Source organism: Kineococcus glutinatus (assembly GCF_039542765.1).
Taxonomy (GTDB): Bacteria; Actinomycetota; Actinomycetes; order Actinomycetales; family Kineococcaceae; genus Kineococcus_A; species Kineococcus_A glutinatus.
The window spans coordinates 1-2,468 of record NZ_BAABIL010000554.1 but is presented as its reverse complement, the minus strand read 5'-3'; the positions used below and the strand labels follow the sequence as shown (position 1 = coordinate 2,468).

Annotated in this window: 2 protein-coding genes; both read left to right on the top strand. The window is 78.0% G+C overall.

The features are described from left to right. Nucleotides 1–895, top strand: an 895-nt coding sequence (locus ABEB16_RS18050) for a hypothetical protein (protein ID WP_345713601.1), incomplete at its 5' end; no start/stop codon positions are given. Next, a partial coding sequence (locus tag ABEB16_RS18045) for a heavy metal translocating P-type ATPase (protein ID WP_425560245.1) occupies nt 892–2,468 on the top strand: 1,577 nt, incomplete at its 3' end. The genes ABEB16_RS18050 and ABEB16_RS18045, both read left to right, overlap by 4 nt.

The window sequence follows — 2,468 nt, the reverse complement described above, 5'->3', positions numbered from 1 at the left end:
GGCGCACACCGGCACCGCCGCCCACGACGGCGGGGCGGCCGGCGACCACGCGGCCGACGGGCACGCGGAGGGCGGACCGAGCGGGGAGGCGGCCGCGGCCCTCGGCGGGCTGGAGGTCGCGCGGGGCGGCTACGCCCTGCACGTCCCCGCCGCCCTGCCCGCCGGGCCGGCCACCACCCTCGCGTTCCGCATCAGCGGGCCCGACGGGCAGCCGGTCACCGCCTACGACACCGCGCACGAGGAGGACCTCCACCTCTTCGCCGTCCGGCGCGACACCGCGGGCTACCAGCACGTGCACCCCGTCCTCGCCGCCGACGGCACCTGGAGCGTCCCGCTGGCCCTCACCCCCGGCGACTGGCGCGTCGTCGCGGACTTCGACCCCGCCGGCGGCCCGGCGACCACCCTCGGGGCCGACGTCGCGGTCGCCGGGGCCTACGAGCCGCAGCCGCTGCCCGCCCCCTCGACCACGGCGGTCGTCGACGGCTACACCGTCACCCTCACCGGGCGGCTCGTCCCCGGCGAGCCGTCGGCGCTCACCCTCTCCGTCAGCCGCGCCGGGCGGCCGGTCACCGACCTGCAGCCCTACCTCGGCGCCTACGGCCACCTCGTCGCCCTGCGGGTGGGCGACCTCGGGATGCTGCACGTCCACCCGGACGGCGACCCCGGCCGGGTGCCCGCGGGACCCGACATCACGTTCACCGCCACCGCCCCGTCGGCGGGCGACCACCGGCTCGCGCTGGACTTCCGGCACGGCGACGTCGTGCGCACCGCGCAGTTCACCGTCCGCGCCGGGGACCCCGCACCCGCCCCGGTCACACCCACCGCCCCGGCCGCACCCGCACCCGCCGCCGCTGACGGCCACGACCACCAGCACGAGCCCGAGGAGGGGCGATGACCCCCACCACCCCCCGCCCCACCGACGCCGGCCCCACCGACGCCCGACCCACCGGCGCCGGGCAGGTCGAGCTCCTCATCGGCGGCATGACCTGCGCGTCGTGCGCCGCGCGGATCGAGCGCAAGCTCAACAAGCTCGACGGCGTCAGCGCCACCGTCAACTACGCCACCGAGCGCGCCCGCGTCGCGCACCCGGCGGGCATCGCGCCCGAGGACCTCGTCGCCGTCGTGCAGAGCGCCGGCTACACCGCCCGGCTGCCCGAACCACCCCGTCCCGCCGCACCCGGTGACGGCCACGACCACCAGCACGAGCCCGACCCGGCCCGCGCGCTGCGCCAGCGGCTGCTGGTCTCCGCCGCGCTCGCCGCGCCCGTCGTGGTGCTGGCGATGGTCCCCGCGCTGCAGTTCACCTCCTGGCAGTGGCTCTCCCTGGCCCTCGCCGCCCCCGTCGTGGTGTGGGGCGCCTGGCCGTTCCACCGCGCCGCGTGGACCAACCTGCGGCACGGCACCTCCACGATGGACACCCTCGTCTCCCTGGGCACCCTCGCCGCCTTCGGCTGGTCGCTGCACGCGCTGTTCCTCGGCACCGCCGGCACCCCCGGCATGACGCACCCCTTCGAGCTCGGCCTGCGCCGCAGCGACGGCAGCGGCTCCCTCTACCTGGAGGTCGCCGCCGGCGTCACGACGTTCCTGCTCGCCGGCCGCTACGTCGAGGCCCGCTCCAAGCGCCGCGCCGGCGCCGCGCTGCGCGCCCTGCTGGAGCTGGGCGCCAAGGACGTCGCGCTGCTGCGCGACGGGCGGGAGCGGCGCGTGGACGTCGAGCACCTCGCCGTCGGCGACGAGTTCGTCGTCCGCCCCGGGGAGAAGGTCGCCACCGACGGCACCGTCGTGGACGGCTCCTCCGCCGTGGACGCCTCGATGCTCACCGGCGAGTCCGTGCCCGTCGAGGTCGCCCCGGGTGACGCCGTGGCCGGCGGCACCGTCAACGCCGGCGGCCGCCTCGTCGTGCGCGCCACCCGCGTCGGCGCCGACACCCAGCTCGCCCGGATGGCGCGGCTGGTGGAGGACGCCCAGAACGGCAAGGCGCAGGTGCAGCGGCTCGCCGACCGCGTCTCCGCCGTGTTCGTGCCCGTCGTGCTGCTGCTGGCCGCCGCCACCCTCGGTTTCTGGCTCGGCACCGGTGCGGGCGCCGGCACCGCGTTCGGCGCCGCCGTCGCCGTGCTGATCATCGCCTGCCCCTGCGCCCTGGGGCTCGCCACGCCCACCGCGCTGCTCGTCGGCACCGGCCGCGGCGCCCAGCTCGGCGTCCTCATCAAGGGCCCCGAGGTGCTGGAGTCCACCCGCCGCGTCGACACCGTCGTGCTGGACAAGACCGGCACCGTGACCACCGGCCGGATGGACCTGCTCGACGTCGTCGCCGCCGGCGGGGAGGACCCCGCGGAGGTGCTGCGGCTGGCCGGGGCGGTGGAGCACGCATCCGAGCACCCCGTGGCGCGGTCCGTGGTCGCGGCCGCCGAGCGGGCGGGTGCGCTGCCGGCCGTGGCGGGCTTCGCGAACCTCGCGGGCCTCGGCGT